Consider the following 24,882-nt stretch of genomic DNA (forward strand, 5'->3'; position numbering starts at 1 on the left):
AAGCGCCTGATATGTTCAAATCCAGATTGATACAACAACACATTAACTGGCTTGATGATACAGGCGTAAAAATTTATTCAATCTCAGCGACCAATCAGCCTGTCGACCAAACTGAGTATTTACCGATGCTTGCCAAGGCAAAAGCAGCTATTGACATAAACTGGGAGACGACACCTTCATTTGCGATTTTTCATGATGGAGCTCAGTACCCCTATTTAATTCTTTGCTGGTGGCAAAATGACAACGAGCTCTTTAATCGTGTCTTTGTCAAAGATACACAGACTTGGTCACAAGATCCGGATAAATACTCGTTTTGTTTGTATGATTTAGAAGTCATTTGGATAGAGCGCAATATTTTCATCGACACGATTGATAACGCATCCCCTTCCATACAAGATTATCAAAATACTCGAAAAGCGCTTAAATAGCGGTAGGTTTTATTTGAGGCAAAAAAAAGGTCGGCATAGCCGACCTTTTTCATTTAACAATCTTTATTTACGATGTAGCACGTTGACGGTAAATCAACAATAACGCTAAACCGAACAATGCAACAGTCGCTGGTTCAGGAACTTGTGCAACGTTTGATTTTTCAAACGATAAGTTTTTGAAACCACCTGAACCTTGCATGCGGATAACTAAGTAAGAGATAGTTTCCGATAATGAGAAGTTCTGTGTTACGTAACCTTTGTTACCTGTAACTGTCATCATCTCTACGCCATCAATCATGTTTCCAGCCGAACCATAGAAGCTAAAAGAACCGCGTTGGTTAGGGCCATCTTCCATGTCAGCTAAGTCGATTGACTTTAAGCTTACCGCTTCGCTGAATTCTACAAAAATAAAACCGCCGTGAGGGTTGTCACCTGAATAGCGATCATCAGGATCTTTACATAAGCCCTTACCGTTGTTCCATTTTAACTTACATTGCTCGTTACGCTCATGAATAATAGCTACGTTACCTTGACCAACTTTCAAGTCTTCGTCTTGCGTTGCCCAAGTTGCGTCAGTGTTGAACAATGTTAAAAATAAATCAGAATTTGCATTGTCAAACGCATTTGGATCACCTGACACATCTGAGCTACCCCAGTTGTCCCAGCTAGTTTGTGCCCAAAATGTTACGTCGACACCACCAAGCGAACCGATGTGACCTGTCGATGTAAACTCTTCATCAATGATTTGACCTTTGTTGTACTTGTACTTCTTGCTACAAGAACCAGTACATTGGTTACCACCCGTAGGGGCACGTAAACCGTCTTCATCAAATGAAATTGTGTATGAGTCGGCATTTGCACTTAATGCTGTTAAAAACAACACTGAGGCGAACGACTTCATTAATATCCTTTTAATCATTTGCAATACTCGTTAAAAAACTACTGAATTACCGCTTAATAAGCAAATAACATACCAGAAAACAAAAAGCCTTTAAAATCAACAACTTAGAAGAAAAGTGTTAGAGAAGATCCTATAAGCTGTAAAAAAACCTAACAGATCTTACCTGATATTATTTTACGCGAAACGGACAAAAAAATACCGGCTGATTTAGCCGGCATTTATAGCACAAATTTTACAGTTATTTCAAGCTAATTGTAGTGTGTACGGCACTTCCGTCTTGATGATCAGGTTCAAACCAACGAGCAGTTACCGACTTAGTTTGCGTCCAGAAACTAATCACTTGCTTACCATTTGGCCCTAAATCACCCAACTTAGATGCGCGCGATCCTGTAAAGCTAAAGTATGCTACAGGTACTGGAATTGGGACATTAATACCGACTTGTCCAACATCGATGTCATTTTCAAATTTACGTGCAGCCCAGCCACTTGAAGTAAAGATAGAGGTACCATTACCATTAGGGTTTGCGTTAATAATTGCAATAGCTTCTTCTAATGTATCTGCTTCTAACACACACAGTGCAGGACCAAAGATTTCTTGCGTGTAGATGTCCATATCCGTTTTTACGTTCGAAAACATCGTAGGACCAACAAAGTTACCTTTCTCGTAGCCTTCAACAACACAGTTTCGACCATCAACAAGTAATGTCGCACCTTGCTCTACACCGCTATCAAGGATAGATAAAATACGAGCTTTAGCTTGCGGTGATACCACTGGACCTAAGTCTGCTTCACGATCTGTACCTGGGCCTACTTTCATTTGCTTCGCACGTTCTGCGATTTCAGGCAACCAGTTGCGAGCTTCACCAACTAAAATTGTTACAGGGTTAGCCATACAGCGCTGACCCGCAGCACCAAACGCAGAGCCTAATAAATCATTAATCGCACGATCTTTGTTTGCGTCAGGCATGATAACCATGTGGTTTTTTGCACCCATCATAGATTGCGCACGTTTACCATGCTTACTCGCATGATTGTATACATGAGTACCAACATGCGTTGAACCAATAAATGACACCGCTTTTACGTCGTCATGCTCACAAAGTTGGTTAACGGCATCAGGGCCACCATGAACAACGTTTAACACACCCGCTGGAATACCAGCTTCTAGTGCAAGTTCAACGAAACGAATTGTTGATGATGGATCTTGCTCCGATGGTTTTAAAACGAATGTGTTACCACATGCCACTGCTGGTGGGAACATAAATGCAGGCAACATTACAGGGAAGTTAAACGCAGTAATACCAACACCAACACCTAGCGGTTTATTCAATGTATAAACATCAACGCCTGTGGCCGCATTATTTGCCATTTCACCTAATTGCAAACGAGTAATTGAACACGCATTTTCTACAGCTTCCAATGCACGACCAACTTCACCTTCTGCATCGGGTAATGTCTTACCATGCTCTTGTGTAATAAGCTCTGCAATTTCGCTTGTGTGCTGACGAACAAGCTCTTGAAATTTAAGCATTATGCGCATGCGGTTAGTCAATGACACTTTAGACCATGACTTAAATGCTTCTTGCGCTGACGCCACAGCTGCATCAACTTCTTCTTTGGTCGCCATAGGAACTTTTGCAACGACTTCTTGTGTCGCAGGGTTTAGTACATCTAACCAAGTATCAGTTTTTGAGCGAACTTTCTCGCCATTGATAATTAGGGGAATTTCTTTAATGGTCATCACGAAACCTTATTGCTTGTCATCATTATATTGGGGGTAAAGGTATGCTTTTATGATTTACTAAGCAACATGCACAATTGCAAACCAATTTGTAATTATGCAAAACCAATAAAAAACAGTATACTGGCGAAATGAATTGGGAAGATATCAAGATATTTTTAGAAGTTGCGCGAGCTGAGAAGCTGGCCCAAGCAGCGAAACGGCTTGGCAAGGATACCTCGACGGTATCACGTCGCGTTCACAAACTAGAAGAGCAGCTCTCTACTAAACTGTTTGAGCGCACTGTTGATGGCCATGAACTTACGTCCGACGGCGAATCACTCTTAGCAACTGCCCGACATATGGAGCAGCAAGCAGCAAACGCCTTTAATCAAATTGTGCTGGAAAATAGTGATCAGACAGGCTTGGTGAGAATAGGACTGACCGAAGCATTTGCGAGTTATTTCTTAACACCAAACCTAACCGCCTTTTATCACGAACACCCTAATATCGAGCTCGATTTATTGCACTTTACGCGCGATGTGAAGATAAGTAGAAACGAAGCAGATATAGCTATTTCGCTGGAAAAGCCAAAAAACACATCAATGATCGTGACAAAGTTATGTGACTATCAATTAAAACTATACGTTAATCATACCAGCGACGTCGGACAACGTATCACCAAAGACGATATGTCAATTAATGAGCTTCCTTGGGTAAGTTATGTCGACTCACTTTTATACACGGAGCAATTAGCCTACTTTAATGAACTCACAAACGATATTGTGCCAGTGTTTCGATCTAATAGTGTGATCAGTCAATATCAAGCAATAAAAAGCGGCCTTGGTGTCGGAATATTACCGTGTTTTCTGGCCGAGCAAGATCCTGATCTAACCGCTATTTTTGAGCAAGAAATTAAAATATCGAGATCCTTCTATCTTGTCACTCACCCTGAGTGTAAGCGACTTGCGAGAGTTGCCAGTGTCTGGGAGTATTTAAAAACGCTCTGCGCAGAGCAACACAGTATATTAATGCCTGCTACTAAGGCCTAGGCAATAGACGGGCTAACGATTGCTAGCCCGAGCACCCTATTATTGTTTATCAAAATGAATTGAATCAGCGATCTATTCGAAAAACTTTAGAATCGCCCCACCCTTTGTATACACCAGGGTATTCAACAAATCCTAAAGACATCAGCAAATTGTTTGACGCAATATTTTCTGGATCTGTAACAGCTAACACGGACGGCTCTTGTGTGTAATGTGCCAGAACAGCAGCACACGCTTCCTTCGTAAAACCTTTTTGATAGTGCTGTTCATCAACAGCGTAACCTAAATCAGGAAACGGTAAATCTTCTCGTTGAAGCAAGCCACAAACACCAATTGGTGTATCATCGTGTAAACTCACTAACAGCAAACCAAAACCGTGTTCCTTATAGCTTTGTGTTGGACCCGTTTTAATATAATCAACTGCTGAATCAAGGTCCTCTATCCCTTTGTCACCGATATACTTTATAAAATCTGCTTGGTTATATAATTTATGGATAAATGGTGCATCACTATCTCGCATTTCACGCAGATAAAGCCTAGGTGTATTAATCATACTCATTTTTACTTCCTTGATAAGTTAACCCATGGGTTTGAATAAATTGACGATAGTCTTCGAGGCATTGTGCCGAACCTTTGGCCGTTTGGCAGACACTTTTTTGATACTGCCATGAGAATACATCAAACCAAAGATCTAGTAATGTCCCTGATAACACTTCCCCCTGTTGGCTCAATACTTTAGCCGCAACCTCTGCCGTTGCTAGGTGGTTATTAATCTTAGCATTGCGTAACGCAAACCTAGAATCATGCTCATCTGAAGTAGTACCAGTTGGCAATGTCACTATCGGAAGCTTGGTCAAGTAAGGACTTTTTCGAAACATTCTTCTTGCATCACGCCAACTCGCATCAAGCAAAATAAATAGCGGCTTTTGATTTGATTGCAGCGTAACTTTTTCGGTAATTACCTGTTGCTCTGGCATTGCATACTGCTCAGGGAATACAAGCATAGGAAACCAGCTCGGATCATTTAGTAACTTTATTAACTCAGGATCAACTTCAGTACGGGACCAGATAAATGGAAAAAAGTTGTCACAGACATCACCAACGAGCCGACCAGTGTTACTTGGTTTGAGGATTTCAATGTCATGTAGGATCAATACAAAGCCCGCATCACAGGAGTAATCAACCTTTAAATCACAGATACAATGCTCTACGGATACTTGACAAGAAAAGCAGCGATTAACCCCTTTCCCTCGCGCATTAAATGGCTTGGTAGATTGTAGCAAGCGCTTGTGATGTAGCTGTTGAAATGCGTTCATAAATAATCCAATACAAGTTTGGCCGAAGTTGTACCAGTTATCGCTATTATTGCAAGTAATTAATCCAGATAAATAAAAAAAACGGGTTAATACCTTTTGGTATAAACCCGTAAAACACATGGAGTCGTGTAACGTATATGAACTATAAAATATTAAATATCTTTATGACGAGATGCATGCACATGAAGAACGTCAATGTTATTCAATTCTGGCACTGCATCTTTTAATTCTTCCTCTAATTCATCGATTTCTTTCATGCTGTAGCACAATTCATTTGCTGCCTCTTCAAGACTCTCGGCGCGCGCTTCCATTTGACTTTCGATATCATTACCAAAGTCTTCCATGCGCGCTTCAAACGCTTCCATATCGCCACCAGAGAATAACATTTCACGGCCTACAGCAATTAGTAGGCTGCCCATTGAACGTTCAATTGCACTTTCCAATACTTGTTCGAAGCGTTGCTCAAAATCTTCACCAAAAATATCTTCCGCCATTTCATGACCATCACCAATGTAGATACCTGATTCAGCATCAAACTTAGTCGCTAATTGATCACGAACTTCATTAAGCTCAAAAGTCAGCTCTTCACCAATATCATTGCCTTCACCAAGTAACCCATTGAAAGCAAGATTTACTCCTTCAATAGCTAGGTTAACTCCTTCAAGCGCAATGCTTCTTACTTGAGGTACGCTATCGCGAATACTCGATGCGTAAGCATTAACAGAAGCCTGTTGAGAAGCTGATAAGTCTAATGTTTTTCCTTCGATCACTAACTCATTTGATTTGGTAATTCGATACAACTCACGATCATCATTTGAAAAAGTAATTTGATCATTTTTTAAGGCAAAGTTCGCATCTAAGTTTACGTCGCAGCTATTACCTGCCAATGCGAAGGTAGACGTTGAAGCTAATGCCAATGTAAAAATTGCTGGTAAAGTTTTCATCATAATTCCTTGTGTTCAATCCTGTTGAATGTGACTTGCGTCGTTTGATATTTACATAACAAAACTAATGCCAAAAATATTTAATAACTTAAAAACAATAACTTAAATAAAAATACAGGATTATTCTGAGCGAATTAAAAATAACTTAGATAGTGAAAATAACTAAAAAATTGTGTATCTTGCTAAAATTAAACTAATAACAAAACACACAAATGATGAAAAAATACATACCAATAATTGTCGCAAGTGCATTATTTGCAAATCAGGCTCAAGCAGAGTTAGCCGAGGAACAGCAAGCGTTTTTTGATAAAATTTCTCAATACTGTGGGAAAGCGTTTGAAGGTAAAGTAACGGTTGACGTTCCTAAAAGTGATGGTTTCAAAGGTCGTTTGGTTATGCATGTTCGTCACTGTGATGAGAATCAAATCCAGATTCCATTTCATGTCGGTGAAGACGCTTCTCGCACATGGATTATCACTAAAAAAGATGGTGGCCTAGAGTTAAAACATGATCATCGTCACAAAGATGGCTCAGAGGATAAACTGACCATGTATGGCGGTTTAACCCAAGATAAGGGATATTCTCAAGTACAGTCATTTCCTGCCGACGATTTCACAAAATCACTATTTGTTGACCAAGCAATCCCTCAATCAAATGATAATACCTGGCAATTTTTCATTTACCCTGAAACTTTCACTTATCGAATGATTAGGCCAGCGAGAGAGTTTAGAGTTGACTTTGATTTAACGAAACCTGTTACGCCTCCAGCAGCTCCATGGGGCTATAAAGACTAAGCTTAATACTTAAATTACAAAGCTGATTTTAGGTTGCTGATTATTTTTGCGTCGATCAGGTTGTTGGCGCGACTCTATCCAACGCTTTCTTGCTTTATGTCCATCCTTGCGGCGCTCATCACCGGAGCGTCGCTCGACAAAATCTTCGTCTGCATTATTGCGTGAATCTTCTACATCATCACGTTTTTCATCTTTAGGCTGTTTTTTCGCTTTACCGTATGCCGTCTGGTGTTGATCGTTTTTTAAGTTTTTGAACGTTACAGACGTGGAAGAAGACTCTACTGGTACCGCTTGCCCTAATGAATTTAACTGACGCAAAATTTTATCTCAACACTATCCTTACTACCCACTGATCATTTTATCGGCACTTTTATGACAAACTTTAATCAAAATTTTATTTTGACAGGTGTCAGTCAATAAATCGTAAACAATAATTTATTTTGATCAAACAAATATTCTAACCACATGAATATAATAAAGAATTATACATTGAGATTAATATATGCTGCGTTAATAAGCCAAATAAAAGCGCTTTTTACTAGCAAAATAGCGAGGAATTAGGGTATCTTAGCCTTAACAAGATATTAACCATGTTTTTATAAGAAAAATGTATAACACCTATATTGCTCGACAAGCCATTTTTGATGCCAAAAATAACACCATAGGATATGAGTTATTATTCAGAGATAGTCCGGAAAATAAATTCCCTGCGATAGATAAAAACATTGCAACCGCAAAACTGATCATTCAAAACCATATTCATGGCGATATCCAAGCCATTTGTATGGACAAAAAAGCGTTTATCAACTTTACAGAGCACTGTCTGATCAACAAATACCCATTAATGTTCGACAACAAAAGCATCGTTATCGAGATAGTCGGCCATCAGACAGCTTCAGATAGACTGATTAAAATCGTCAAGTTTTACCATAATAAGGGCTATAAAATTGCGCTTAATGATTATGACCTTGACGAAAAATGGGACGTATTATTCCCATACATATCAATCCTGAAAATAGATATCGAACAACAAAACCCTAAGCAAGTCTTCAAAGCGTTGTCGCGCATGCGACCTTTTAATATAAAATTGGCCGCAGAAAAAGTTGAAACGGTATTCCAAAGGCAATCACTTGCAGAAGTTGGCTTCAATTTTTTCCAAGGTTACTTTTACCATGTGCCTGAGATAATTGAAGGCCAAACATTAGCGCCAATGAAAGCGCAAATGCTTAACCTTATCAGTGAAACATTTAAAGAACCATTCAGCTTTAATGCCGTGGCAACGATTATTGGCCATGACGTCAACTTAAGTGTTGGTTTGCTTAAAATGGTCAACAACGTAGCCGTTGGTACTCGTGTTGAGATAACCTCATTAAAGCAAGCTGCCGCCTACTTAGGTGAAGATAGTTTAAAGCAGTTTGTTTCAATATTAGCATTATCAAAACTAACTTCTGATAACACTGACGAAATTGCGAAACAATCATTGATAACAGGTAAATTAATGGCGTCAATGGCTGCTCATGAGCAATTTAAAGAAGTTAGAGAGTATGCTTTTATCACGGGCTTATTAAGCTTGATGGAAGTTCTCCTTAGCATGCCAATGGATGAAATTATGGCGACTATGCCGCTGGCTGAACAAATCCAAATGGCGTTAATTAGTCGCGACGGACTTTTGGGTGAGTTGCTTGTGTTAGCAACCAACTTTATTGAAGGCCATGAGACTGTAAATGAAGCGTTGGCAAACTTCTCACTTGAAAAAGATATGGTGTCACAAGAATTTGTTAAAGCAAGTAAATGGGTTTCTAGCTTAGATATCTAGATTGCTCATATGAAATTAATAATGCGTTCAGAATTCGATGACTTGCGGGAAAACCCCAATCATCAGTATGACGTCGATAAAAATGGCGATAAGCAGGTTGTAAAAATTTACTGTAACGACTTGCTTATCGCAAAGAAAGTGACTCATAAAAAGTCAATCCGCTATTTCGGAATTAAGCAATACAAAGACTTTTTAACTAGCTAAAGATAATAATAACAATGCCACAAGAGCAAGCCACATTGACGCACTGCAAGTTCCTTATTTCTGCAGTTGAAGAAACATTTAACACCATTAACCAACCGAGAGTTACCGCCGACTTAGAATGGCAATGGGATGAAAAGAACCAAATATTGCTAACCCATTTTGCGCGTAATTTTGCAGAGCCAATACAGCAGGTCGTGAAAGAACAACTCCCAGAGCATTGGCAATCAAATAACATTAACAAAGCACCTTCCTCACTCTATAAACAATTGAAGAGCTACGGTAAGTTGACTAAAGATCAATGCATTTTCACAAGAGCCCAAACAGACGAATCACCCGCGTTAATTGCAGTATGGTGGCCATGGGGGCACGGTAGTACCTTTTCTCTGAGAATTGGAATTCTCGATGAAGATTACGAAGTAAATGATATTGGCGCAGAGGGGTTTTGGGGTAACGTTAAAAATAAATTGGGTCTATAAGCCCAACTTGATGCTGTAAACACCTGCTTTCTCAGGTATGCTTCGCGCCATGAACGACCAAACAAAAATATATATCACAGGGCTTCCACGCACCGGCACCACTAGTATTTGTGCGGCAATGCTAGATATCGGCTACCGAGTGGCACATACTGCCTATACCGATAAAGCACTGCAACAAGCGCAAGTAATCGCAGATACTCCGATATTTTGTGATTTTGAAACATTAGCGTTATCTCAACCGTCAGCAAAATTTATTCATCTAACCCGAGATGAAAAATTGTGGCTACCGTCTATTAAACAGCTACTTAATCGAATGTACAAAAATGTCACTCGCACAGACGGTGGCTTTAATCCTGTACTCAAACGCTGCTATCAGTCAGTTTTCTCTCCTCTAACGCTGGAAAATATTAATCATGATGAGTTCTTGATTAATATCTATCGAGAGCATCATCAACGCGTGCTCACATGCTTTAAATCACAGCCGGAAAGATTGTTAACAATTAACATCGCTGAGCCAGAAAGTTACGCAAAAATGCTTGCTTTTTTAGGGCATGATAATGACCACGCAGGAATGTTCGAGAAAATCAACGTAGGCGGAAAAATCACTTACTGGAACTCTATCAAACACCCCAATAAAATTGATGCCAATTTAAAGTAATACTTATTGCTACAGCTCAGTTACAACTCTCTACGACTAAATAAGTATCACACCATTAAAATGATCTCATGATGTCGCAGCTATTGATATGGGTAAATAATGAAACAAGTTGTGCTTGTGGTTTTGTGCTTTTATTCCATCGCATTCTCAAGTGGCGCCTTAAACGCTAGAGCTTTAGCTGTCTGTTTAGCAATAACAGCAACAGCGGTAGGTATATCAAAATATTCTGATATGAAGCATGAAGAAAGTATAGCGAAGCGCTTGAAACGAAAACGCTATAACAAGATCCTGAGTAACTATACGAAAAAGGCTTGAATCAACAAGCCTTCCCCATAGTACTTAAAATTATGGTTGCATATTCAACGTTTTAATTTCTTCGAGCGTTTGCTCTTGCAGTTGCTCCAATGTTTTACCGTGAGGTACTGGTTTACGTGATTCTGGATCAACCTTAACAAATACAATGTCATCTGCGACACAAATTGTTTTTTTGGTGACTTTATTTCGTACCATGCAAGTCACGGTGATCGAAGAATTACCCACGCTCTTCGTTCTTAAACCAAACTCAACAACATCACCCTGCATCGCCGCAGACTCGAAACTAATTTCACCGATATGCTTAGTTACCAAACAATTAGTTTCCAGTTGGCAAATCGCATAAATTGCAGCTTCTTCGTCAATCCACTCTAATGCGCGTCCACCAAATAATGAATTTGCGTAATTTAAATCGTTAGGCATTACCAAACGACGAGACAAAAATCTCATAAAAGCCTCAAAAAAAGATATAAGAATTATCTTAATTATAATCTCTTTTAATATATGGTGTAAGTGGTTAGACCACACTTACCAGAATAAATTGTACAACTCTGTCATTTTCACTAGTATTAGAATGACAATAATAAATGGATAAACCTATGGATTGGTGGCAAAAATTTATCAGTTTAAAGTCCTCTGAAGAAGTTGAACTGAAACGCAAAAAGCTCGTCTTCTACATGTTAAGTTACCTATGTAGTCTCATCATTCTTTATTTTGCAAGTCAACAACCCGACGAGTATTTAACGTTAAAATTGATTTTGAATGCTATTGGTTTTTTCTTTATTGCCAATGCTATTTTGTCTCATTTCCATCGTTTTTTTGAAGTTTCAATGATCCTATGTGCAATAGGTATCGGCTTTTTAGTCATGTATTTAGCCTATTCTGGAGGCCACGAAAATACTGGGTTGTATTGGGTACTGCCTTTTCCCATCGTGTATTTTGTATTTTTTGGTTATTTCACTGGGCTGGTAGCGAATATCATTATTTACCTGATGTTAATTCTGTTATTGCTAAACCCTGAGAGTATGGCCGCGCAATACAGAGAGGTCGAAATATCTCGATTCTTAGCATCATACCTAGTTGCCATTATTCTTTGCCTGATCGCAGAGTATTTTCGCTTCCAAAGCTATGTCGAGCTCTCTTTGTTAAATTTTAAAAAACAAAAGCAGGCAAACACAGACTCACTAACAGGGCTACCTAACAGGCGCTTTATTGACAACGTATTGCTTGAGTCTGCGAATATAGATCCTGACCAGTATTTTCCAATGACAGTTGTGATTGCAGATATTGACCACTTTAAGAACATAAACGACAGCTATGGACATGATGTTGGAGACCAAGCACTCGTTCAAATTGCCAATATACTCAAAGAAAATTGCCGTGGCAGCGACATTGTTGCAAGGATAGGTGGTGAAGAGTTCTTATTAATATTTCCACAAACAGGTATAACGATTGGCTTGAGCGTTTGCGAAAAACTAAGGCAAATAATCGAAGAAACACGGGTAGAGAGTCATGGTGAATCGATAAAACTTACCTCGAGTTTTGGCATCAGCCAAGCGCTTACAGTTTATGATTTCGAAGACGCTAAAAAACATGCCGATGTTATGCTATACGAGGCTAAAGCTGGTGGTAGAAATCAAGTAAGAGTAGGTTAATATAAAAAGCCCAGTGACATCACTGGGCTTTTCTATACAGCTTATTTTATTTTAATCTTAAAAAACAAACTATACAGCACGGGCACCGCAATCAAGGTTAGGAGCGTTGCAAAGGTTAACCCCCCCATAATGGTTACCGCCATATCAGCAAAGAATGCATCAAACAACAGCGGAGCCATCCCGAGTATGGTTGTGATTGCTGCTAAAGACACAGGTCTCAGACGGCTCACACTTGCCTCAACAACGGCCATATTCGGTGGGCTTCCTTCGGCAATCTGTAAATCAATCTCTTCAATTAACACGATAGCGTTTTTGATTAACATCCCAAACAGGCTTAAAAAGCCAAGCAATGACATAAAACCGAATGGCATATCTGCAAGTAATAAACCACTAACAACACCAACAACTGCCATTGGCACAACAAGCCAGATGATCAACGGCTGTTTGAGTTTACCAAACAGCAAGACCGATACTAAAAACATCACTAAGAAGCCCGCGGGTAAACCACTACCAAGTGCTTCTTGTGCGTCTTTTGACGATTCATATTCACCACCCCACTCTAACGTGTAGCCAGCGGCTAATGGCAATGCCTCAATTTTGTGTTTTACTCTTAACAGTGCTTTATTTGCCGTTTCACCAAATGCTGGGTCAGCAAAAACAGTAATCGTTCTAACTCGGTCACGACGCTGAATCAATACTTCTTCGTTTTCTAACGTAACACCTGACGATAATTGTTTAAATGGGATGTACTGGCGCTGCTGTTGACTCCAAACTTGGTTGTTTTCAATAGCATCAATTACCGAGTCTTGTGATGAAGACATTTTCGCAACAATCGGGTACGCGTAGTCGCCATCTTGTAAGACACCCAAATTCACCCCTGTTGACGCATATTGTACCGCTCGCGTAAAGTCTGTACGCGAAACACCTGCAATACCGGCATTGTATTCATCAAAATGTGTATTCAACGCTAAACCACGTTGTCTCCAATTTTGACGAATATCCCTGATTTTCCCATCCTCTCGCATAATATTCATCGCTTGATCAGCCAAACGTCTTAAGATTTGACTGTCTGGTCCCGAAAAGCGTGCCGCTAACTTAGCACCGCCACCAGGTCCGAATTGCAAACGCTCAAGGTAAAAATCAGCGCCTAAACTCGTTGCTTTAGCTTGTGCTAAAACCTCTTGCGCATAATCATCGATATCTTGCGTGTTCTCCATTCGGATAAGTAAGAGGCCATAGCTCTCATTAGGTGCTTGTGGGCTATACGTTAAGGTATATCGGTCTGCACCTCGGCCTATAAAACTTGTTATCGTTGACACTTTGTCGTGTTCAAGCAGCACTTGTTCTACTTTTGATATCTCGTCTCGTGTCTCGCGAATATCGTTATCTTGGCTTCCCCAATAGTGCACAAAAAACAGCGGCGTATTTGACGGTGGGAAAAAGCCCTGTTTCACATTGCCAAAGCTTGCATATGCACCAATGGTCACCACAATGAGAAATACAACCGTAGCTCCCCTATGACGAAGTGCGATATTGAGTAATCCTAGGTAACCTTTCAAAAAGCCACCAATTTTCTGCTGTTGCTCTGTTTTCTTTTCAACTTTATAGAAATATGAGCCAAAAAGTGGCGTGACACTTACCGCAAGTACCCAACTTAACAGCAAAGAAATGAGTACCACGGCAAATAATGAAAACAAAAACTCACCCGTAGAGTCGTTAGACAGCCCGATACCAGAAAATGCCGCGATTCCGATAACAGTCGCACCAAGTAATGGCCATTGGGTTCGTTTTACAATAAAACTTGCTGCCTCTTTTGCCGACTTGCCTTGCTTCATCCTGAGCATCATACCTTCAGCAACAACAATGGCATTATCCACAAGCATACCCATAGCAATAACCATGGCACCAAGCGAGATACGTTGTAACTGCAAGTTAAGTAACCACATAATGAGTACAGTACCCATTACCGTAATGAGTAGAACAGAGCCTACCACCACACCTGATCGCCAGCCCATAAACAGACACAATGTTGCGGTTACAACCACTACCGACATGATGAGGTTTTCTATAAACCCTTCAACCGCCTTATCAACGATTTTGGCTTGGTTATATATTGGTGTTAGCTCAATGCCCGCTGGCAACTTTGCAAGTACTTGCGCTATTTTTTCTTCAACATTGTGGCCGACATTAACAATGTTCACGTCATTAATCGCTGAAATAGACAACGTGACAGCTTCCTGACCATGATGATGAACAAGAAAGTTTTGTACGTCACTTTCTTCTAATTTGAGCTCAGCGATATCACGAATCTTTATCGAAGAGCTTGAACCTGGTAATACGAGCGTAAGATTACTCAGGCTTTCAATTCTAGAGTCGGCATCTTCCACAAGCATACGGATGTTTTTGCCATCAACTTCAACACGGCCACTATCGAATGGCTGTAAATTATCGTTAAAAAGCGCAATAACATCAGGAAATGACAGGCCCAATCCAGAAATGCGATATGGATCCATGTATGCAACGATTTGTTGTGACTTTAATCCGTTTACATCGACTTTAGCGACACCTTGAGCAGTGAGTAGTTCACGACGAATAATTCGTGAAAACTCTCGAATTTCACTTAAGCTAAAGTCAGGGGCCGTTAAGGCGTAATACAAACCAAAAACATCACCAAAATCATCAAGAACTTGTGGTTCAGAGGATCCAATTGGCAGCTGTGCATGAGCGTCCCTTAACCTTTTTCTCAGCTCATCCCAAATTTGAGGAAGCGTTGAAGAATTATAGTTATCCTTGATTTCGACCGTCACTTCAGACATGCCTGGTTTAGAAATGGATGTCACTCTTTTCAGTTGAGGCATTTGCTGAATGGCGACTTCAACACGTTCTGTTATTTCACGTTCAACTTTTTTGGCACTCGCCCCAGGAAAATAGGTCATCACACGTGCCTGCTTGATAGTAAAAGCAGGATCTTCTAAACGACCGATATTCGATAATCCAACAACGCCACCGATAATACAGATGAGTACAAGTAACCAAATATTTACGGGATTTTTAATTGAATAGCGTGCAATATCCATTAATCATGCTCCGCTTTGTATGCTTCTACGAGTAACCCCTCATACATTTTGCTCGCGCCTGCCGTGACAATTTCATCTTCCGTTGTGAGTGCTGAATCAATAACGACAAAATCTTCAGCAAACTTAAGTACCGTGACTGGTGTTTTTTGCACAGTATGGCTATCAGGCGCATGTTTCCATAAATAAAAGCCCTGCTCTTTATCGCCTAAGATAGCTGATAAAGGAACAATATGTGCCTGCTCATCATTGGGTTCTTCGATAACAATATCTAAGATAGCACGTGCACCTGGTACTAAACTGATACCGTCGATTGGGTCCATCGCGAATACAGCTTTGTAGGTTTGTGTTACCGGATCAGGTGTTGTTGAGTGTTCTAAATAAGCCACAGGAAATGATTGTTCCAAGCTGCCGATAGTAGCGGTTGCCTGTTTAATTTTCTTGCCCGTGTTTGATGTAATGACACGCTCTGGCACATTGATTTTGAAATAGATTTTAGAAATATCCTGCATACGAGCGATGGGTTGTCCGGCCTGCACAAAGCTATTGTTATCGACAAGTCGTTCCGAAATTTGCGCGCTAAACGGCGCTAACAACTGTGTATAGCTCAATTCTTGTTGGCTGTTACTAAGTTCGATTTCAGCAAGTTCAAATGCGGTTTGAGCATTGTCAAACGCTCGCTGCGAAGTCAAACCTTTTTCTAGCATTTGGGCTAGACGATTTAATTCTCGCTCAGCTTGTTGCTTCTTAGACGTTTGCTCTTTTACACGACGAACAAAAGGTTTTTGGTCAATTGTTGCCAAGATATGACCTTTTTCTACTTGTGTTCCCGTTACAATGTCTTGCTGAACAAGTCGTCCAGAGACCTCAAAACTCACATCAACGGTTTTAACTGCATCAACTTCAGCCGGAAACGTATATTTAGCATTCTCATTAATAAGTTGTACTTTGCTCAACTTCACCAAGACTGGCGTAGGTTGTTTTTCAACCACTTGGGTATTATCAGAGCAGGAAACAATTAACGCTAAACTGGCAAATGCCACTAGTAATCTTTTCATCAAAATTTCTCTTTGGTGCTTAAAAACACATAAACATGAACACAAGGTTAACACATTATCAAAATTTGTAAACTTTGTAATTTATTTTAAAAGCCATTACAATCGAATTATTGTTTACATTTGTCATTGGTTTTCCTTTGCTCAACAGTACTATTAAAATATTAAACGCAGCTAGACGATGCTTCTATCAGCACGGATATAGCGCAACGACTATTTCCATGATCAGTAAATACGCTGACGTCTCTCGCGTGACCATTCATAAACAGTTTTGCTCAAAAGAGCAGATTTTTCGAAAAGTTTTGATCCATTACACTGAAGAAATGGTAGAACAATCCATTCAGCTCGTTGAGGAAAGTGCTGATTGTTGGGAAAAAGTTGAGTCGCTATTAACCCAATGGGGTGATGAAATATTTCAGGAAATTGGTGACGAATTCATTCGAGCAGACCTAATCTATTCCGCCAAAAAGTTTTGCAAAGATGAGCTGTTAAAAATGCGGGATGCAAAGTGTGAAATAGTAGAGCAACTCCTTAAACAAGGTATTGAGCAAAATATTGTTTCCTTGGAAAAGATTAATATGACAGCTTATGAAGTCGCAGATCTGATTGAATTGTCCTTTAGTGGCCTTGTAAATACAGAACAAGAAGAAAACCGTGATAGTCAAATAAACGCTCTTATTAGAGTCTATAGAACGGCAACATCTTAATTGACTTTTATTGTTTAGGCTTTCGTCTATCATTTTCTCGTTTTACCAACAAAAACGTTAAATACATTTTAGTTGGTAACGAGAGAATTAAACCAATAGCAACGCAGGCAGCACTTATGATCATACCGGTGACGCCCATGGTTTGAGGTAAGTTTGCGTAACTAATCAAATAATGACCTAACAAGAGCAAGCATAAACCAATAACGATGATGATTTTGAGTAATTTTATCAACGCTTCTTCAGACATAATTAAAACTCTGCGAATGACTAAGCCTTGAAAACAACTTAAATCAACCTACATAAAATGTATTGATGTACATCATGTAAGTGATAAAAAACCACGAACACATAACCCTGGAATGAAATATGTTTAACTTTAGTTATAGTAATAAAACGCGAATTCACTTTGGTGAAAACCAAATCTCTCAAATTAGCAAAGAAATTCCAAAATCAGCCAAAGTGCTTGTCACTTATGGCGGTGGTAGCATTAAGTCTAATGGGGTTTATAGCCAAGTGGAGAGTGCACTGGCTGATCACACGTGGTTTGAGTTCTCAGGTATTGAGCCAAATCCAAGTTTAGAAACACTGTCTAAAGCATTAGAAATAGTTGAACAAGAGAGTATCGATTATATACTTGCCGTTGGTGGTGGTTCAGTAATTGATGGTAGTAAGTTTATTGCTGCAGCGGCACAGTTTGAAGGCGACCCTTGGGACATTTTAGCTAAAAATGCTCCGGTACACAGCGCAATAGATTTAGGTGTCGTATTAACGTTACCGGCTACAGGTTCGGAGTCAAATAGCTTTGCAGTTGTCTCTAAAAAAGCAACCAATGAGAAACTAGCGTTTGGCAGCGAACATGTTCATCCAAGCTTTGCTGTGCTTGATCCAAATGTGATGGCATCTTTGCCTGAGAAACAATTAACTAACGGTATTGTCGATGCTTTTGTGCATGTTATGGAACAGTACTTAACCTACCCTGTTAACGCCAATATACAAGATAGGTTTTCAGAAGGAATTTTACTGACGTTAATGGATGATGGTCTTAAGCTTATCAATAACCGAGAAGATAAAGGTGCGCGCGCAAATGTGATGTGGAGCGCGACGCAAGCACTCAGCGGCCTTATTGGTGTTGGGGTACCACAAGATTGGTCGACGCACGGTATTGGTCATCAAATCACCGCTCTATATGGCTTAGACCATGCACAAACACTTACCATCGTTTTGCCAAGAATGATGTCGACTATGCGTCGTGAAAAACAAGACAAGCTTTTACAATATGGAGAACGTGTTCTAGGTATTGTTCCAGCCCAATGTAACAATGATATTGATAGCACTATCGATCTAATTATAGAAAAAACAGAGGCATTTTTTAGCGCGGTAAAAATGCGCACACGCTTCGGTGAATATCAATTAGCGGAAGAAGTTGTCGAGCCAATTATTGATAACTTGACGCAGCTAAAAATGACTAAGCAAGGTGAATCTCAAGCAGTAACGTTAGATAAAGTTAGAGAAATATTAACCAACAGCCTGTAACCATACGAAAAAGCCAGCTTTCTAAGCTGGCTTTTTATTAATGAAGGTAAATTTGCTAGCCTACACTAATGTAACTAATAGGCTGGCAGCTATTGCCCACATAATTAACGCAACAATCAAGTTGATTCCCCTTTGCACTTTCGGTGTGGACAACCAAGGTGACATTTTTGCAGCACCAAGTGATAAGACAAAAAACCACGTTAAGCTTGCTAGCAATGTGCCAAACAAAAAGAAAATCCTCTCAGCTTCACTAAATTGGCCGCTAATACTACCAATAAGAACCACGGTATCTAAATAAACATGAGGGTTTAACAAGGTTACTGCTAACGTAGTAAATATTACGGTTTTTCTCGTTGCTGGCGACATTTCTTTCGCCATTTGATCATTACTAGAAAAGTAGAAACTTTTAAAAAACATCGCGCCGTAAAACAGCAGAAACGCAACACCTAAAATCGTAATAGCTTTAGCAATTACCGGATGAGCGCCAAGCAAAGCACCGCCACCAAACACCCCCAAAGACATCAAAATAAAGTCGCAAATGATACAAATGGACGCAGCTAAAATATGATGGTTACGTTTAATCCCTTGATTTAATACATAAGCATTCTGGGCACCGATAGGCATAATCAAGCCAGCACCAATTACAAAACCTTTCGCCAAAGTCACAAACATCATTTTTCTCCTCAATTCCCACAGCAATGAATACGGCGACAGATTATGCCTTGACACACAACAAGTAAAATTAATAAATTTAATTAATTATTAATTTTACTAATAAGCGGTAAAAATGATGAATATTGAAAAACTAGATTATAAATTGGTTGCTGCCTTAGATGCTGTCATCACTGCTCAGAGCTTTGAAGGTGCAGCAACCAAATTACACATTACTCAATCTGCTATTTCTCAACGAATTAAACAACTTGAGCAGTGGCTTGCTCAGCCGGTGCTTATTCGAGGTACACCAATTGAAGCGACTGAAACAGGTCAAAAACTACTATCTCACTACCAAAAGATTAAACAATTGGAGAGTGCCTTGTTGGGCGAACTAAGGCCTGACTTGGCCAGTGCAACAACTCAGGTTTCAATTGCACTGAACGCAGATACACTGGCAAGTTGGTTTATACCGGCAATAACACCGTTATTAAAACAGCAAAATATCGTCTTTGATCTTAAAGTTGCGAATGAAGCTGTTAGTCACGAATTATTGAAGAAAGGCGAAGTGTTTGGTGCGGTTAGTAGTCATGCGACAAGCTTTGCTGGCGGTAAAGCAACCTTTTTGGGCGAACTTGAATATGTCCTTTGCGCGAATCAAACATTTAACAATCAATATTTTTCAGCAGGACTAAATCGTGAATCACTTCGCCATGCGCCAGCCATCAGTTTCGACAGCTTCGACAACATGCATACAAGTTTCATAAAACAACACTTTAACCTATCTGCGAACGATTACCCTCGCCACCAACTAAGAAGCTCGGAGGCTTTTGTGAGTATGGCATTAGCAGGGGTTGCTTATGCGTTGCTTCCGACGACGCAAGCACAGGAACATCTTAATCGTCATGAATTAATTGACCTCGCCCCCAGCCTGAGAATCAAGCAAGATCTCTATTGGCATAGCTGGCATCTAGAGCAAGGAATATACAAAGAAATATCGAATACAATTGTGAATTTTGCACAAAACTTGTTGGCAAAATAGGCAGTTTGTTGGACAAATAAGCAGTCGTCAGTTGTTGCGATGTTTTCCTCTAATTTTTTCTTGAACCTGCTTAATATTTGAGTATGATGCGCGGCTCTTTTGACTATTCAATTTGCCTTAACGAATTAATGAAAAAACTACTAACTGCCCCTGTAAGAATGAACCTGAGTGATACGCAAAACCAATACTATCAACAGATATTGCAGCAAGTCGCTCATTTAAGCCTCAATTTTATGGCAGTAAAAGTAGAACATCATCCTGAAAACTTTATTGAATGGTGTAAAGAGTTCTATCGCATATGCCGCCAGGACTTAAATCTTGAATTACTCGACGAACATCAGTTCAAGCCATTAAAAAAAATTGAAGATACACTTACACAAGCAATTAGCGTAGACCAAATCAAGTTATCTCGTGTTATGCCATGGCCAGTTTTTGTCGGTTTCATCGAACAAAACTCTTCACGCCATGGACTTGATGAGAGAAAGGCTTTATTGGCTTATTTACAGACAAAACTGTCGACTCCATTTGATGAACTCATCGAAGAAGATCGTCTCGCGCTCATTGGAAAACACACAAACAAGCATGACCCGAGTATTTATCAATTTGATGTTGAATGGTTTGGTGCAACTAAAGCAAATAAAAGCTTTATGTCGTTGGTTAATGAACAGCCTAAAGCTATTGCGACACTTATTTCCATAATCCCAATAGAGGGCGATATTACCGAGCAAATTTACTTTGATTTTGTCGAGAAATATATTGCACTTTACAGCCAATTTTTGCCCAATGAAAAAATTGCGTTTATCCCAGCTACTCGACTGCTCGCAATGATTCGCCCGGATCAGTTTGTTTCGTTAACTAACGCAAAGCTCGATGTTTTATGCAATGGGTTAGGTATTGCAAAAATAACAAATCAAGGACCAAAAGCGTTTTTTGATTATTGGCACGAAGTCATTATCACAATGCGAAACTCACCGTGGTGGGCTCACGGTCAACCAGAAGATGAAAATGAACAGGCAATTTGGGCTTATCGTGCTGCCCTTCTTGATTTGTTTATCTTCGTTGAAGAAGATCACGCAACTCACTCTAATTTTGTTAAGTTACGTGACAAGCCTAAAAAGGCAACGGGCAAACAAACGGCAACCAAACGAACCAAAGCCTCAGCAGAGCAGCTTGTTGATCAAGCTCTACAAGACGAATCAATTCCTGAATTTATTAAAGGCATGCGTGACTCTATTATCAAGAGCGTTCAAGCAGGAAAGTCAGTCGATGATTCAATAAGCTTGATGAAAGCGATTTTCAGTTAACCCAAGGGCTTAGTCGCGCACTATGGCTAAGGTAACTGATGTTGCCTTAGTTTCATTGCTACTTTGTTATGAGAAACCCCCAATCGTTTGGCAAGCGCTCTTGTCGTCTTATACTTGGGAAGTAATTGGCTAAGTAACGCACGCTCAAAAAGCGTTTGAGCTTCATGCCAGTTTGCACATTGACTGTAGTCCGATGAAGAGGGTCCAGTAGCTGACTCACCTGTTTCATCGATAGGTCGAGCCTCCGATAGCTCATTAAATACGAGTGCAATATCTTCACTATCAATAACGTCAGACTTAGCTAACGCCACAAGTCTAAATAAGCTATTTTGCAATTGCCTAATATTTCCCGGCCACTGATAGGATGCAAGTAATTTATATCCACCTTCTGTCAACACCGGTTTTGTTAAAGCGACCTGTTTAGCGGCCAATTTTAGAAAATGTGGAATAAGCAACGACAAATCGTCAATTCGTTCTCTAAGTGGTGGAATAACTATCGATAACACGTTGAGTCGATAATAAAGATCTTCACGAAAACCTTGGTTTTGAATGTTTAACTCTAAGTTTTGGTGAGTTGCGGAAATAATCCGAACATTTGCATTAAGCTCCTGGGTACCACCAACACGCCTAAATTGGTAATTTTCTAAAAACCGTAGCAATTTAGCTTGTAGATAAACAGACATTTCGGCGATTTCATCAAGAAATATTGTTCCTCCCTCAGCTAACTCCAACAAACCTGGCTTCCCACCTTTGTTTGCGCCGGTAAAAGCACCTGCTTGATAACCAAATAATTCACTCTCGAGCAAGTGTTCAGGTAATGTTGCGCAATTTATTGCTAAAAACGGTTGTTGATGACGAGATGAACCTTGATGAATAGCACGAGCAAGAAGTTCTTTACCTGTTCCTGTCTCACCGCGCAGAAGAACAGGAAGGTCTAACGCTGCAAATCGAGTTGCTTGCTCTTTAACATCATTCATCACTGAAGATTGACTTAATATCCCGTCGATTCCTTCATCTAAGGGTTTCGCACTCTGTAGCGCCGATATTTGACGTCCCAATGCTCTTGTCTCTCTGAGCATAATTACGGCGCCTTGATAATCAGCATCGGCATATACGGTACTAATATCTGCAATAAATTGTTGTTGGTTAACAGTAACAGAGACACTTCGGCTAGATTTTGATTGCATGTCTATTCTTGCGACATTCAATAATTGATAAACATCTTGGCCGACAACCTTTGTCAGTTCATGGCCTTCTGTAAATAGCTTAAGTGCTGCGGCATTTGCTGTTATCACAATTCCTTGTCGGTCAATATCTAAAATCGGCTCAGCTATCCTTGCAAGTAATGCCTGTAAATGACTCTCTTTTAAGGCACTAGGCATTAAATCTATTTCTTCACAAGCAATGTACTCATCTAAATGACGCAAGGCTTCTGCGATATCGGGTAACGACTGTTGTTCATCTTCAAGATCAACATAAATAATTCCAGTTTCCACTTCCATCGCGATTAGGTTCCATCCGTGACTTGCTATCACGGTGAGCACTTTTTGAGATACACCTAATTTGTCTTCTAGAGAGATTGCTACTTTCATATGTCATAAATTAATTACACTTGTAATACATTTATGACATCAATTTATAAGACAGTCAATTAAAGAAGCTATCAGTGTTTGAGAGCCAACAAAGACTAATAATTGTTTACTTAAGATAATAAATATCAACATCATCGACACCAACTGTAATAAAAATATTACAAACGAAGATGATAAGGGAAGTGAAAACAACTTAAGCCATTGAAATTATTAAAATAAAATAAGTTGGTTGGTTTTTTGCAACAATGCTTGATACACAACTCAACGTTGTGATGTGCGCTCAATTACAGCGATGTAACTGTAAAACGAGATTCTTTATATTGGCTAATCAAAAAGAAAAAGAAAGCCAATGATTACAACAGGATAAAATCAATGTCAGGCTCAAAAGCACCACAAAACCTTCAAATTGAAACCAAAGCGATTCACGGTGGCTCAATTAAAGATGAGCAATTTGGTTCACTTGCCACACCTTTATATCAAACATCTACATTCACATTTGAAAACGCTCAACAAGGCGCAAATCGATTTGCAGGTGAGGAACAGGGCTATATTTACTCTCGACTTGGCAACCCAACAACAACGCAATTAGAGCAAACCGTTGCTTCGCTTGAGGGTACGGAAGCTGCAGCTGCAACAGCAACAGGTATGGGCGCAGTTTCAGCTGCATTGTTGGCAAACTTAAGCGCAGGCGATCATTTGATCTCCTCGAAAGCAGTATACGGTTGTTCGTTTGCTTTGATGTCACATATGTTAACTAAATTTGGCATTGAAGTAACGTTTGTCGATATGACCGAGCCAGAAAATATCACAAAAGCAATTCAGCCAAATACCAAGGTCGTTTTCCTAGAGACGCCTATTAATCCTAACCTTGTTGTTTTGGATCTTGAAACGATTGGCAACATTACTAAAAAACATAACTTAATTTCGATTGTTGATAATACATTCTTAACACCTTACCTTCAAAAACCTGCACAATTTGGCTTTGATCTGATCATCCACAGTGCAACGAAATACTTAAATGGCCATGGCGATGTTGTTGCTGGGATCATTTGTGGTAGTGAAGAAATGATCAACGAAATCAAACTAACCTCGTTAAAAGATATTGGCGCGACAATGAGCCCACATGATGCATGGCTGATTATTCGAGGTTTAAAAACCTTACCTGTAAGAATGGATAGACATTGCGCTAATGCCCAAAAGGTTGCCGAGTATTTAGAGGCACACACGGCAATTAAACAAGTTTACTATCCAGGTTTAGAATCGCATCCTGGCCACAAGTTTATCGGTAAACAAATGAAAGCTGCTGGTGGTGTAATTGCATTTGAAATTGATGGGAGTTTAGAAGATGGCGCGTTCTTCATTGATCAAATGAAGTTACTTTCTATCGCTGTTAGCCTCGGAGATGCAGAATCACTGATTCAACACCCAGCGTCTATGACGCATTCGCCATACACACAAGAAGAGCGTATCAAAGCGGGAATCAGCGACACACTCATTCGAATCTCAGTGGGATTAGAGCATGTTGACGACATTATGGCGGATCTCGAGCAAGCATTTGATAAGCTATCTTTGCGTCAAAAGTCAGCGCAACAGGTTGCATAAACCGCGATAGTTAAACCTCATTAACTATCGCATTATAGAATGAGCTAAG

The 24,882-nt window shown here is 39.8% G+C and carries 25 protein-coding genes; 13 read left to right on the top strand and 12 right to left on the bottom strand.

What is annotated here, in order from left to right; all coding sequences use genetic code 11:
• The first annotated feature begins 11 nt into the window (after positions 1-11).
• Entirely contained in the window at positions 12-428 is a 417-nt protein-coding gene (locus tag QQK05_RS05310; protein WP_284296504.1) for a hypothetical protein, read from the top strand.
• Between the two features lie 67 nt (positions 429-495).
• Here the strand turns inward: QQK05_RS05310 and QQK05_RS05315 are convergent, their stop codons facing one another.
• Both QQK05_RS05315 and QQK05_RS05320 read right to left on the bottom strand, forming a co-directional pair.
• Positions 496-1,329: a PEP-CTERM sorting domain-containing protein gene (locus QQK05_RS05315; RefSeq protein ID WP_284296505.1), complete on the bottom strand. Its 834-nt coding sequence runs from the start codon at positions 1,327-1,329 to the stop codon at positions 496-498.
• A gap of 238 nt (positions 1,330-1,567) precedes the next feature.
• A complete protein-coding gene (locus tag QQK05_RS05320) occupies positions 1,568-3,070 on the bottom strand; it encodes a CoA-acylating methylmalonate-semialdehyde dehydrogenase (protein ID WP_284296506.1) in 1,503 nt (500 codons plus the stop codon).
• 131 nt (positions 3,071-3,201) lie between these two features.
• Here QQK05_RS05320 and QQK05_RS05325 point away from each other — a divergent pair, with 131 nt between their 5' ends.
• Positions 3,202-4,101: a LysR family transcriptional regulator gene (locus QQK05_RS05325; protein ID WP_284296507.1), complete on the top strand. Its 900-nt coding sequence runs from the start codon at positions 3,202-3,204 to the stop codon at positions 4,099-4,101.
• Positions 4,102-4,165: 64 nt separating this feature from the next.
• Here the strand turns inward: QQK05_RS05325 and QQK05_RS05330 are convergent, their stop codons facing one another.
• From QQK05_RS05330 to QQK05_RS05340, 3 genes are all read right to left on the bottom strand, one after another.
• On the bottom strand, positions 4,166-4,657 hold the full coding sequence (locus QQK05_RS05330) for a GNAT family N-acetyltransferase (RefSeq protein ID WP_284296508.1): 492 nt from the start codon (positions 4,655-4,657) through the stop codon (positions 4,166-4,168).
• Entirely contained in the window at positions 4,644-5,414 is a 771-nt protein-coding gene (locus QQK05_RS05335; RefSeq protein ID WP_284296509.1) for a tRNA-uridine aminocarboxypropyltransferase, read from the bottom strand. The genes QQK05_RS05330 and QQK05_RS05335 overlap by 14 nt, the downstream gene beginning before the upstream one ends.
• Before the next feature lie 152 nt (positions 5,415-5,566).
• Positions 5,567-6,361, bottom strand: coding sequence for a DUF2884 family protein (locus QQK05_RS05340; RefSeq protein WP_284296510.1), 795 nt, complete (start codon positions 6,359-6,361; stop codon positions 5,567-5,569).
• A 209-nt stretch (positions 6,362-6,570) separates the two neighbouring features.
• On the opposite strand from QQK05_RS05340, the gene QQK05_RS05345 reads away from it, so the two are divergent.
• A complete protein-coding gene (locus QQK05_RS05345) occupies positions 6,571-7,152 on the top strand; it encodes a hypothetical protein (protein WP_284296511.1) in 582 nt (193 codons plus the stop codon).
• Between the two features lie 9 nt (positions 7,153-7,161).
• Here QQK05_RS05345 and QQK05_RS05350 read toward each other — a convergent pair whose 3' ends face one another.
• Positions 7,162-7,470, bottom strand: a complete 309-nt coding sequence (locus tag QQK05_RS05350; RefSeq protein ID WP_284296512.1) for a hypothetical protein — start codon at positions 7,468-7,470, stop codon at positions 7,162-7,164.
• 289 nt (positions 7,471-7,759) lie between these two features.
• On the opposite strand from QQK05_RS05350, the gene QQK05_RS05355 reads away from it, so the two are divergent.
• Genes QQK05_RS05355 through QQK05_RS05370 form a run of 4 tightly spaced genes read left to right on the top strand, consistent with a single transcriptional unit; the run spans position 7,760 to position 10,306 of the window.
• Positions 7,760-8,968, top strand: coding sequence for an EAL and HDOD domain-containing protein (locus QQK05_RS05355; protein WP_284296513.1), 1,209 nt, complete (start codon positions 7,760-7,762; stop codon positions 8,966-8,968).
• A 21-nt stretch (positions 8,969-8,989) separates the two neighbouring features.
• Positions 8,990-9,172 carry a hypothetical protein gene (locus QQK05_RS05360; RefSeq protein ID WP_284296514.1) on the top strand — a complete coding sequence of 61 codons (183 nt, stop codon included), beginning with the start codon at positions 8,990-8,992 and terminating at the stop codon, positions 9,170-9,172.
• Between the two features lie 14 nt (positions 9,173-9,186).
• Positions 9,187-9,648, top strand: coding sequence for a hypothetical protein (locus QQK05_RS05365; RefSeq protein WP_284296515.1), 462 nt, complete (start codon positions 9,187-9,189; stop codon positions 9,646-9,648).
• 49 nt (positions 9,649-9,697) lie between these two features.
• Positions 9,698-10,306: a sulfotransferase gene (locus tag QQK05_RS05370; protein ID WP_284296516.1), complete on the top strand. Its 609-nt coding sequence runs from the start codon at positions 9,698-9,700 to the stop codon at positions 10,304-10,306.
• A 345-nt stretch (positions 10,307-10,651) separates the two neighbouring features.
• Here QQK05_RS05370 and QQK05_RS05375 read toward each other — a convergent pair whose 3' ends face one another.
• The gene (locus QQK05_RS05375) at positions 10,652-11,068 is read right to left on the bottom strand and encodes an acyl-CoA thioesterase (protein WP_284296517.1); all 417 of its coding nucleotides are present in this window, start codon (positions 11,066-11,068) and stop codon (positions 10,652-10,654) included.
• Between the two features lie 149 nt (positions 11,069-11,217).
• On the opposite strand from QQK05_RS05375, the gene QQK05_RS05380 reads away from it, so the two are divergent.
• The gene (locus tag QQK05_RS05380) at positions 11,218-12,273 is read left to right on the top strand and encodes a GGDEF domain-containing protein (protein WP_284296518.1); all 1,056 of its coding nucleotides are present in this window, start codon (positions 11,218-11,220) and stop codon (positions 12,271-12,273) included.
• Positions 12,274-12,314: 41 nt separating this feature from the next.
• Here QQK05_RS05380 and QQK05_RS05385 read toward each other — a convergent pair whose 3' ends face one another.
• Positions 12,315-15,350 carry an efflux RND transporter permease subunit gene (locus tag QQK05_RS05385; protein WP_284296519.1) on the bottom strand — a complete coding sequence of 1,012 codons (3,036 nt, stop codon included), beginning with the start codon at positions 15,348-15,350 and terminating at the stop codon, positions 12,315-12,317.
• Positions 15,350-16,405 (bottom strand): efflux RND transporter periplasmic adaptor subunit, encoded by a 1,056-nt coding sequence (locus QQK05_RS05390; protein WP_284296520.1) that lies wholly within the window; start codon positions 16,403-16,405, stop codon positions 15,350-15,352. Before QQK05_RS05390 ends, QQK05_RS05385 begins: the two co-directional genes overlap by 1 nt.
• A gap of 137 nt (positions 16,406-16,542) precedes the next feature.
• Here QQK05_RS05390 and QQK05_RS05395 point away from each other — a divergent pair, with 137 nt between their 5' ends.
• Positions 16,543-17,109 (top strand): TetR/AcrR family transcriptional regulator, encoded by a 567-nt coding sequence (locus tag QQK05_RS05395; protein WP_284296521.1) that lies wholly within the window; start codon positions 16,543-16,545, stop codon positions 17,107-17,109.
• 7 nt (positions 17,110-17,116) lie between these two features.
• Here the strand turns inward: QQK05_RS05395 and QQK05_RS05400 are convergent, their stop codons facing one another.
• On the bottom strand, positions 17,117-17,356 hold the full coding sequence (locus tag QQK05_RS05400; RefSeq protein WP_284296522.1) for a hypothetical protein: 240 nt from the start codon (positions 17,354-17,356) through the stop codon (positions 17,117-17,119).
• 119 nt (positions 17,357-17,475) lie between these two features.
• On the opposite strand from QQK05_RS05400, the gene QQK05_RS05405 reads away from it, so the two are divergent.
• Positions 17,476-18,642 (top strand): iron-containing alcohol dehydrogenase, encoded by a 1,167-nt coding sequence (locus QQK05_RS05405; protein WP_284296523.1) that lies wholly within the window; start codon positions 17,476-17,478, stop codon positions 18,640-18,642.
• A 60-nt stretch (positions 18,643-18,702) separates the two neighbouring features.
• Here the strand turns inward: QQK05_RS05405 and QQK05_RS05410 are convergent, their stop codons facing one another.
• On the bottom strand, positions 18,703-19,317 hold the full coding sequence (locus tag QQK05_RS05410) for a LysE/ArgO family amino acid transporter (protein ID WP_284296524.1): 615 nt from the start codon (positions 19,315-19,317) through the stop codon (positions 18,703-18,705).
• 112 nt (positions 19,318-19,429) lie between these two features.
• Between QQK05_RS05410 and QQK05_RS05415 the strand changes: the two genes are divergently transcribed.
• Both QQK05_RS05415 and QQK05_RS05420 read left to right on the top strand, forming a co-directional pair.
• Positions 19,430-20,335: a LysR family transcriptional regulator ArgP gene (locus QQK05_RS05415; RefSeq protein ID WP_284296526.1), complete on the top strand. Its 906-nt coding sequence runs from the start codon at positions 19,430-19,432 to the stop codon at positions 20,333-20,335.
• Between the two features lie 128 nt (positions 20,336-20,463).
• Entirely contained in the window at positions 20,464-21,639 is a 1,176-nt protein-coding gene (locus QQK05_RS05420; RefSeq protein WP_284296527.1) for a hypothetical protein, read from the top strand.
• A 26-nt stretch (positions 21,640-21,665) separates the two neighbouring features.
• Here the strand turns inward: QQK05_RS05420 and QQK05_RS05425 are convergent, their stop codons facing one another.
• Positions 21,666-23,231 (bottom strand): sigma 54-interacting transcriptional regulator, encoded by a 1,566-nt coding sequence (locus tag QQK05_RS05425; RefSeq protein WP_284296528.1) that lies wholly within the window; start codon positions 23,229-23,231, stop codon positions 21,666-21,668.
• 372 nt (positions 23,232-23,603) lie between these two features.
• Between QQK05_RS05425 and megL the strand changes: the two genes are divergently transcribed.
• On the top strand, positions 23,604-24,833 hold the full coding sequence (megL, locus tag QQK05_RS05430; RefSeq protein ID WP_284296529.1) for a methionine gamma-lyase: 1,230 nt from the start codon (positions 23,604-23,606) through the stop codon (positions 24,831-24,833).
• Positions 24,834-24,882: the final 49 nt, after the last annotated feature.

Source organism: Thalassotalea loyana, assembly GCF_030161435.1.
GTDB classification, from domain to species: Bacteria; Pseudomonadota; Gammaproteobacteria; order Enterobacterales; family Alteromonadaceae; genus Thalassotalea_G; species Thalassotalea_G loyana.

Coding starts and splice junctions, on each gene's coding strand:
- QQK05_RS05310 (WP_284296504.1), top strand. CDS start 12: ATGTTCAAATCCAGATTGATACAACAACACATTAACTGGCTTGATGAT.
- QQK05_RS05315 (WP_284296505.1), bottom strand. CDS start 1,329: ATGAAGTCGTTCGCCTCAGTGTTGTTTTTAACAGCATTAAGTGCAAAT.
- QQK05_RS05320 (WP_284296506.1), bottom strand. CDS start 3,070: ATGACCATTAAAGAAATTCCCCTAATTATCAATGGCGAGAAAGTTCGC.
- QQK05_RS05325 (WP_284296507.1), top strand. CDS start 3,202: ATGAATTGGGAAGATATCAAGATATTTTTAGAAGTTGCGCGAGCTGAG.
- QQK05_RS05330 (WP_284296508.1), bottom strand. CDS start 4,657: ATGAGTATGATTAATACACCTAGGCTTTATCTGCGTGAAATGCGAGAT.
- QQK05_RS05335 (WP_284296509.1), bottom strand. CDS start 5,414: ATGAACGCATTTCAACAGCTACATCACAAGCGCTTGCTACAATCTACC.
- QQK05_RS05340 (WP_284296510.1), bottom strand. CDS start 6,361: ATGATGAAAACTTTACCAGCAATTTTTACATTGGCATTAGCTTCAACG.
- QQK05_RS05345 (WP_284296511.1), top strand. CDS start 6,571: ATGATGAAAAAATACATACCAATAATTGTCGCAAGTGCATTATTTGCA.
- QQK05_RS05355 (WP_284296513.1), top strand. CDS start 7,760: ATGTATAACACCTATATTGCTCGACAAGCCATTTTTGATGCCAAAAAT.
- QQK05_RS05360 (WP_284296514.1), top strand. CDS start 8,990: ATGCGTTCAGAATTCGATGACTTGCGGGAAAACCCCAATCATCAGTAT.
- QQK05_RS05365 (WP_284296515.1), top strand. CDS start 9,187: ATGCCACAAGAGCAAGCCACATTGACGCACTGCAAGTTCCTTATTTCT.
- QQK05_RS05370 (WP_284296516.1), top strand. CDS start 9,698: ATGAACGACCAAACAAAAATATATATCACAGGGCTTCCACGCACCGGC.
- QQK05_RS05375 (WP_284296517.1), bottom strand. CDS start 11,068: ATGAGATTTTTGTCTCGTCGTTTGGTAATGCCTAACGATTTAAATTAC.
- QQK05_RS05380 (WP_284296518.1), top strand. CDS start 11,218: ATGGATTGGTGGCAAAAATTTATCAGTTTAAAGTCCTCTGAAGAAGTT.
- QQK05_RS05385 (WP_284296519.1), bottom strand. CDS start 15,350: ATGGATATTGCACGCTATTCAATTAAAAATCCCGTAAATATTTGGTTA.
- QQK05_RS05390 (WP_284296520.1), bottom strand. CDS start 16,405: ATGAAAAGATTACTAGTGGCATTTGCCAGTTTAGCGTTAATTGTTTCC.
- QQK05_RS05400 (WP_284296522.1), bottom strand. CDS start 17,356: ATGTCTGAAGAAGCGTTGATAAAATTACTCAAAATCATCATCGTTATT.
- QQK05_RS05405 (WP_284296523.1), top strand. CDS start 17,476: ATGTTTAACTTTAGTTATAGTAATAAAACGCGAATTCACTTTGGTGAA.
- QQK05_RS05410 (WP_284296524.1), bottom strand. CDS start 19,317: ATGATGTTTGTGACTTTGGCGAAAGGTTTTGTAATTGGTGCTGGCTTG.
- QQK05_RS05415 (WP_284296526.1), top strand. CDS start 19,430: ATGATGAATATTGAAAAACTAGATTATAAATTGGTTGCTGCCTTAGAT.
- QQK05_RS05420 (WP_284296527.1), top strand. CDS start 20,464: ATGAAAAAACTACTAACTGCCCCTGTAAGAATGAACCTGAGTGATACG.
- QQK05_RS05425 (WP_284296528.1), bottom strand. CDS start 23,231: ATGAAAGTAGCAATCTCTCTAGAAGACAAATTAGGTGTATCTCAAAAA.
- megL (WP_284296529.1), top strand. CDS start 23,604: ATGTCAGGCTCAAAAGCACCACAAAACCTTCAAATTGAAACCAAAGCG.